Raw genomic sequence first — 8,332 nt, forward strand, 5'->3', positions numbered from 1 at the left:
ATTGCTGATATGTGTTATATAGCTGTTTATTTTGCGGCGTTTAACATTTATACTTGATATTTTATGTGCGGAATTGTTGGTTATATAGGGTTTAGGGATGCTTATCCCATCGTTATAAAAGGGCTTCACAGGCTCGAATACCGCGGCTATGACAGCGCCGGTGTTGCACTGCTTGACCAGGACCTTAAAGTTTATAAAAAGGCCGGTAAAGTTGAGGATCTGGAAAATTTTGTAAAAGGCGTAGACCTGAAAGGGACAATTGGCATGGGCCATACCCGCTGGGCCACCCACGGCGAACCAAGCGACCGAAACTCGCACCCGCACTCATCTGGCGACAGGAAGCTTGCTATCATCCATAACGGGATTATTGAAAACTACGGCATCATTAAAGAAACCCTCATTGCCAAAGGCCACGTTTTTAAAAGTGATACCGATACCGAGGTTTTAATACATCTGATTGAGGATATCCAAAGGGAAACCGGCCTGGATTTAAAAGATGCCGTACGCGTGGCCTTAAACAAAGTAATAGGTGCATATGCTATTGTAATTATGAGTGCCGATGAGCCAGATCTGATGATAGCTGCGCGCAAAGGAAGCCCAATGGTGATTGGCGTAGGCAAAGGCGAATATTTCATTGCATCTGACGCTACTCCTATTGTAGAGTACACTAAAAATGTGATCTACCTTAACGATAACGAAATTGCTTATGTGCACCGTGAAAACCTGCTGGTAAAAAATATCGATAACTCGGTACAAACCCCATACATCCAGGAGCTTGACCTGAAGCTGGAAATGCTTGAAAAAGGCGGCTACGATCATTTCATGATGAAAGAGATCTATGAGCAGCCCCGCTCTATCCGCGATTGCCTGCGCGGCCGTATTTACCCCCAACAGGGCAAAGTCCAGCTTGGTGGTATTAAAGAATACACCGAGAAGCTTAAAAACGTTGACAGGATCATTATTGTGGCCTGTGGTACATCATGGCATGCCGGTTTGGTAGGCGAATATCTGATTGAAGAATACGCGCGCGTACCGGTAGAAGTGGAATATGCCTCTGAGTTCAGATACCGTAACCCTATCATCACCGAAAAAGACCTGGTAATAGCCATATCCCAATCGGGCGAAACAGCCGATACCATGGCCGCCATTGAACTGGCTAAAGAGAAGGGCGCTACTATTTTCGGTATCTGTAATGTGGTTGGCGCGTCCATTCCGCGTTTAACCCATGCCGGCGTTTATACCCATGCCGGCCCCGAAATTGGCGTAGCATCAACCAAGGCGTTTACCGCGCAGGTAAGTGTGTTAACACTTATCGCGTTTTATATAGCCCAGCAGCGTGGCAAAATCACGCAAAGCAAAATGGTTGAGTATTTAACCGGTTTAAACGAGATCCCTAACCTGGTACAAGAAACCCTGAAAACCAATGAACATATTAAGGAAATAGCGGCAAGGTTTAAAGATTCAAGCAATTGTTTGTTCCTGGGTAGGGGCAGTTCATTCCCTGTGGCACTGGAAGGCGCTTTAAAGCTTAAGGAGATCTCTTACATACATGCCGAAGGTTATCCGGCAGCCGAAATGAAACACGGTCCTATCGCCTTAATTGATGATGAAATGCCAGTTGTGTTCATCGCCACTAAACATTCGTCGTACGAAAAAGTGATCAGCAACATCCAGGAAGTAAAAGCCCGTAAGGGGCACGTTATCGCTATTGTTAGCGAAGGCGATACCGAGGTAAAAGGAATGGCCGATTATGTGATAGAGATCCCGCAAACCAACGAAGCCTTTGTTCCGCTGGTGGCAACTATTCCGCTCCAGCTATTGGCTTATCATATTGCGGTTATGCGTGGTTGCAATGTGGATCAGCCACGTAACCTGGCAAAGTCGGTTACTGTTGAATAAGCCATTCCCAAACGATAATCTATTTTTACAAGCCCTTGCCCTTAACGGCAGGGGTTTTGTTATTTTTGGGAAGAAACAAATACCTGCTACCTATGAGTTTTGAAATTTTTGAACAGGCCGAATCCTGGATCTCCCTTATCACGCTTACTTTATTGGAGATTGTTTTGGGCATCGACAATATTGTGTTTATCTCTATTCTATCCGACAAACTTCCGGCCAGCCAGCAAAGCCAGGGCCGCCGGGTCGGTTTGGGCATGGCCATGATCACCCGCATACTGTTATTGCTTTCTATCAGCTGGGTAATGACCTTAACAGCGCCCTTGTTTAACCTTAGTTCAATTTTTAGTATTACAGATGCCGAATGGGTTGAAAAACTGGCAATCTCCGGTCGCGATCTGATCCTTATCGTCGGCGGCTTGTTCCTGATCTATAAAAGTACCGCCGAGATCCATCATAAGATTGAGGGAGATGAGGAAAACGAAGGAGCGGTAAAAAAACATTCGTTTTGGGGCACTATATTACAGATCATGCTGCTGGATATCGTTTTCTCGCTCGATTCTGTAATTACTGCCGTAGGGATGGCCAGCCATGTTGAAATCATGATCCTTGCTGTAGTTATTGCCGTAGGTATTATGATGTGGGCGTCAAATGGCGTTGCATCTTTTGTAAATAAACACCCCACCGTAAAAATGCTGGCATTGTCATTTTTGTTATTGATTGGCGTTTCGCTCCTGGCCGAAGCTTTTGAACAGCATATCCCGAAAGGTTATATTTATTTCGCCATGGCATTCTCTGTTTTGGTAGAGATGCTGAATTTAAAAATGAAGGCTAACAGGGTGAAGAAAGTGGAGAGCAAAAAGAATTAGAGAAATTCATCATTGCAAATTAATCTACGTCATTGCGAGCGAAGCGTGGCAACCGCACGGAGGCAGAGCCCCTCTGTACAGCATGCGATTGCTTCGTCGTTCCTCCTCGCAATGACATAGAGAAAAATCCATTTTTTACATTGTCGCTAAAGCGCCACTATCATTGCTTTCCCAGCGTACTTAACCACTTTATCCGCCTTAGCAGTTAAAGCCACATCGGAGCCGTGAGCACCTTTAACCATCACAATATTAAACGTGCGGTTTTTCAACTGGCCCGGGAAATGGCCCTTGGTGTCAGAGATACTCAGCTTATGGGTTTTATCATTCCAGTTTAAGGTAAACGTAGCCGACTGTCCTTTTTCATAATTATAATTATCGTTCTCATCCTCATAAAACTTAAATGAAGCATCGGCACCCGGATAAATGCGAAGTTCGATATTGCTGTTTGGCTTTTCGGTAGCGTATTCAACATCCGGGCCCATAGGTATAATTGAGCCTGCTTTTACGTAAAGCGGCAATATTTCGATAGGCGCTGCGGCGCTGATGGTTTGACCACCGTCAAGCAATTCACCTGTCCAGAAGTTATACCATTTGCTGGCTGCGGGCAGGTAAACCTGGCGTGCCTTGGCTTTTTTGGCAGCATCACTTGAGGTATAAAGCTGCTCGGTAACCGGGTTAACCATAAAGGCCGGTCCAAACATATACTGGTCAGGAATACCGTAAACATTGGCATCGCCACGGTAATCAAATGCCAGAGAGCGCATGATAGTGTAATTATCATTAGTAACACGACCAGCCAATGAATAAATGTACGGCATCAGGCGATAGCGGAGCTTATCGAAATTAAGCAATATCGACCTTGTATTTTCATCCCAGTTTTTGCTGAAGATAGCGCGTTCACCTTTACCATGGATCCTGAATATCGGGCAGAACGTACCAAACTGGAACCAGCGGGTAAAAAGTTCACGCTTATCGGGCTGCGACCAATCTGCAGGTTTCCAGTGATAGTGATAACCACCGATGTCTGATGTCCAGTAAGGGATTCCCGATGTACAGGCATTGATGCCCTGCGGCACCTGGTCTTTAAAATCATGAAAGGTACACTCAATATCGCTCGACCATAGCGTCGAAGCATTACGCTGTTCGCCTGCAAACGACTGCCTCACCAAAAAGAAAGCGCGTTTGCCCGGAATATCACGACGCCAGCCTTCATATACACCTTTGGTATGCTGCAAAGAGTAAGTATTAAAATAATCAATGCCTTTACCAATGGCAAAATTACTTTGCCGGCGGGCATCAAGCAACGCGCCATTATCAGGCTCACACTGATCTATCCACCATGCGTCCCAGCCATAGCGTTTGATGAGACTATCGCGGGCCTGATCCCAGTATAGCTCACGCGCTTTAGGATTATGGGCATCATAATAAGTATCAAAAGTGTGGGTAACCACGTTGTCCCAGGTAATATCGGTCAGGCCGCCCATTTTATCCAGCGCGTCATAGTTAGGTGTTCCCTTACCAAAAACCGGCCAGATAGAGATCATGGCATGCAGATTTGCTTCGTGCAAAGCGTCAATCAATTTTTGAGGATGAGGATAGCGCTCCGGCTTCATCACATGTGAACCTATCGGCAATGGGTCCCAGTAGTACCAGTCCTGTACAATTACGTCAACCGGAATGTGGTTATTGCGATAATTATCTTTTACACTCAGTATCTCGTCTTCACTCAGATACCTATCCTGCGACTGAAACAAACCATAAGCCCATTTACCAAACATAGGCGCCCGGCCGGTAGCGGTACGGTACAAATCGATAATATGGTCAAAGCCGGGGCCGTAGAAAAAGAAGTAATCAACTTGCTTACCACTTTCTGATACATACTTAAATTTGGTATTATCGGCCTCAGCCCCGTAAAAATTACTGGCCGAATAATTATCCCACATCAAACCATAACCTTTGGTTGATAACATCACCGGTATAGCGCCGGTAAGATATTTAATGGCCAGATCCTGGTTACGGCCTTTATAATTGATGGACATGGAATCAAGCGGGTGACAGCCCAAACCAAACAAGGCCTCGTCCTTAGGCGAGTTAAATTGCGCAGTAACATTGTATGTACTGATTCCTGCAATAGTAGCAGGCGTCATCGATTTATTATCGCTGTCCTCCGCTGTGATCACGTTACCTTTTAAATCGGTATAGGTAATAGCGTTGGTGGCTTTGTTTATTTTGACCTTCAGCTTCGATGTAGTAATTACAATTTCCGCTTTCCCATCAGTAATCTGGTAAGGTGTATGCTGAAGCCACTTGTTATTAACTACCAGCGATGGTTTCGTTTCAAAAGCATCGAATATGGTGTATTTTACCTCGATGATATCATCCTTACGAATGAGTACTTTCATCATGCCTTTGTCGAGCGTAAAAGTAACGCCGTCGGCAGCCTTTTTAAACGATTTGATAACTGCCAAAGCAGGCATAGTTGACATACCTGTTAACAGCAAAATGACCAACACAATCGATTGCGTAATCTTTGCGCTTTTGTGAGATACTTGTTTAAACATCATGAGTACATGAATTGGTTTTATATTGAGTGTGAGATTAACACCTATTTAGACACTGTGAATATAGCTTACTTTTTTTGAATTGAGATAATTTTTTTGAAGTTGAATTAAGGCGAAAAGCTATTGATTTGCCAAGACTATCAATGACTTTTGAGCGTACTTTGAATTAAAATTTTCCGGAGCGGTAAGACGAATTAATTTTTTTAAACACAAAAGCCCCGATGTCCAAGTCAGGGCTTTTGTCGCAATACCAAAGGAAAAAAGTAGCGTGACAGCACACCTTAGCTAATCAAGGATATTTTCCTTATTGTTTATTAAAGGTTGTGGTTATTCCGCCTGTGGTCAGCTTTATAATCTCCTTCGTCTCATCTATAGTACCCGTATAAGATTTTGTGCTGTTATCGGCAAAAACAAGATCAAACGAGAACTGATACTTGTCAATTTTGCTGTTCGAGACTGTGCCTGTTTGCCCGCCGACGGTTCCAGAGCCACCGAGTTTGTTGTCCTGGCCATCAAACGTAAATGAGTCGGGGTCGTGTTGCCAAAAACCGATAAGATCACCTAAAAGAACGATCACGCCGCCACCGCCGCCACCGCCGCCGTCACTACTTTTACCACATGTGGTAGTACAGAGGCCTGCGATAACGATCAAAATAACATAGAGAGGGGGATTTAATTTTTTCATGATTAAATGCTTTAGTTATTAGTGATTATTAATTCTTCAACTGGCTTAGGAATTGTTTTATGCGCTGTTCCATAGCGGTAAGCTGATCTGTAATAGCCGGAACCTGCGCTTCTATCTGTGATTGGATCTCCTTTTTTAGCTTGTCCTTATCCTTATCGGGCATCTGATTTTGAAAATATTGATTGATCTGGTTTTTAACATCATTTAAAGGGACTATCTTATTTTTGCCAATGGCATAAATAAGCGTATCGGCTATGCCTTCAAATGCTTTGGAAAGCGCCGGATCGTCCCAATAGTCGCTCATCTTTTTTGAGTATGTGGGGTAATTAACATATAACTTTTCAAAAGCCTGATTAAACCCATTCTGGGTTTGCGCATATTGTGTAAGCGCGTTAACGTTAACAAAAGCATACACACCAATAAATTTAAAGGCGATCATTAGACTTTGCGCCTGCAGGATATAGTTCTGCAAAGCTGCGCTGATTTCGGGGTAAAACAGGTCGATACCATCCTGCTTCTCGCGGGCTGCCCTCAGGTCTTCATTCGAATAACCCAGCTTTTTAAGATTAGCAGCGATAGAATCTATTTTAACCTGCAGTGCTTTGGTATCGGCTTGTCCCTTTTTGGCCGCGTCCTTTAATTGCGATAACGACGCCATATAGCTCTTGATCTGCCCGCTTGATTGAAAGCTTTCCAGTACTATCTGCGTTAACAGGGTTGGATTTTTAGGTATCAGCACCCTTCCTCCTATTGGGTAAAGTATGATATAAGTTTTATCAGACGTTTTTATTTCTACCTGGGTAGTGCTGCTGCTGATGGCGGTGCTAAAAACGCCCGACCCATTTGTCGTCGCCGGATTTCCGTCGATAGTTATGGTATAGTTTTTAACTAAAGTGTTATTGTTTAACAGCTCGCCTTTGAAAACCGTAGTTTGCCCATAACCGTTAAGGCCGGTCATACATAGACCTACTATGTAAACAAGCGCTTTCATAGCTTATTCAGTTGAAGCGTAAGCGGTACTTTAGACGAAAAAATCTGCGTACTGTTAAAACGTAGCTTTTTACCCATGTAGATCCTCACCGGAAGTTCGGTACCATCTTTTATAGGTAGTATTAAACTAAAATTACCTAATTGATCTGCATTGGTCTTATACTGTCCATCTGCCAGTACAATCAATACATCAGGAACAGGCTGTCCCTGTACATCTACAACCAAACCACTTACCTTTAAAGAATCCGGCTTCTTTCTGAGATGCAGTTCAATAGAAGTATGCCTGTCAAGCGGGATAGTTACCTGCTGGCTTTGCCGGTAATAGCCTGCTACCGCGGGGGTAACGGTAATGCTTTTGCCTAATAAACTTGCAGGCAAGTCGTTAAAAGTTACTGTTCCATTTTCAACTCTCGCCGAATCAGGCTTATTGAATAAAACTTTAAGTACCCCGCCATCTACCAGTTCATTTTTGCTTTCATCTGCAAATACTATGAATTTTATATCGAACGAATCAGCGGTAGGAGACAGCTTCAGTCCAAAATAGATAATGAGGCAAAAGATTACAGCAGGCCCGCCAAGCGCCAAAGTTCCGTTATGCAGCTGACCACTATATTTCGCGTGCGCTTTTAATGCTCCGAATAAAAAGCCAGACGCAATTAGAGCAGCAAAAATCAAAAGAAAGAAATAAACCTGCGCACTCATATTTGCAGATTTATTACCAACGACCATGAGTATTACCGCGGCCCCTACAAACAACACAAAACCCAATCCGGTTATGATAACCCAACTTAAAGGCGAAACAGCTTTATTGGCTTCTGCAGGCATGGCGGTAACAGGCTGTGTATTATAAAGTTAGTTATATTTATTTTATAATACGCAAATTTTTAACTGTTAGGAATCATGGACTTGCCTTTGGCGAGTGGTGAGTAATTGGATTGTTTGGATGTTCATATCAGGGCGTTGCCTTCGGCCGGGCTATACGCTCATACGCCCCGAGGCCTTAAGCGCGGGCCGGTATCCGCTCCTATCCCTAACGCGGGTTGAAGGTGAATGGTTGAATGGAGCGTGGTGAGTGGTTGTGTCCCCGTGATGTGATTGCTTCTTTGCCATCCACGAAGTTAAGAGATTGACAGGCTGCACCAGAGGTGCAAAAGGTTTGTAGATTAAGTTATAACAGTGTCTTAGTGTGCCAGAGGTACACAACTCCGGCGTCCCGTATCTCCGGCACCGCTGTTTTCTGACGCTTCGCGGGTGAGTGGAAAGTGGTGAGCGGTGAATGGGTTGAATGGAGCGTGGCCAATCAGGTTGCAGCAAAGTATTGTAAACGCGAA

Annotated in this window: 6 protein-coding genes; 2 read left to right on the forward strand and 4 right to left on the reverse strand. The window is 44.1% G+C overall.

Translation table 11 applies throughout. The annotated features are described in order from the left end of the window. Positions 1-63 precede the first annotated feature (63 nt). Positions 64-1,899: a glutamine--fructose-6-phosphate transaminase (isomerizing) gene (glmS, locus tag DUL71_RS28120; protein ID WP_114941143.1), complete on the forward strand. Its 1,836-nt coding sequence runs from the start codon at positions 64-66 to the stop codon at positions 1,897-1,899. A gap of 92 nt (positions 1,900-1,991) precedes the next feature. Continuing rightward, the gene (locus DUL71_RS28125; RefSeq protein WP_114941144.1) at positions 1,992-2,765 is read left to right on the forward strand and encodes a TerC family protein; all 774 of its coding nucleotides are present in this window, start codon (positions 1,992-1,994) and stop codon (positions 2,763-2,765) included. 146 nt (positions 2,766-2,911) lie between these two features. On the opposite strand, the gene DUL71_RS28130 is transcribed toward DUL71_RS28125, so the two are convergent. The 4 genes from DUL71_RS28130 to DUL71_RS28145 all read right to left on the reverse strand — a co-directional run bounded on the left by DUL71_RS28130 (position 2,912) and on the right by DUL71_RS28145 (position 7,826). After that, a complete protein-coding gene (locus DUL71_RS28130; protein ID WP_114941145.1) occupies positions 2,912-5,329 on the reverse strand; it encodes a glycoside hydrolase family 31 protein in 2,418 nt (805 codons plus the stop codon). 301 nt (positions 5,330-5,630) lie between these two features. Beyond that, a complete protein-coding gene (locus tag DUL71_RS28135) occupies positions 5,631-6,011 on the reverse strand; it encodes a hypothetical protein (protein ID WP_114941146.1) in 381 nt (126 codons plus the stop codon). A gap of 28 nt (positions 6,012-6,039) precedes the next feature. Next, a complete protein-coding gene (locus DUL71_RS28140; RefSeq protein WP_154402493.1) occupies positions 6,040-7,002 on the reverse strand; it encodes a hypothetical protein in 963 nt (320 codons plus the stop codon). Continuing rightward, a complete protein-coding gene (locus DUL71_RS28145; RefSeq protein ID WP_154402494.1) occupies positions 6,999-7,826 on the reverse strand; it encodes a hypothetical protein in 828 nt (275 codons plus the stop codon). Before DUL71_RS28145 ends, DUL71_RS28140 begins: the two co-directional genes overlap by 4 nt. Positions 7,827-8,332: the final 506 nt, after the last annotated feature.

The organism is Mucilaginibacter endophyticus (genome assembly GCF_003351025.1).
In the GTDB taxonomy this organism is placed as follows: Bacteria; Bacteroidota; Bacteroidia; order Sphingobacteriales; family Sphingobacteriaceae; genus Mucilaginibacter; species Mucilaginibacter endophyticus.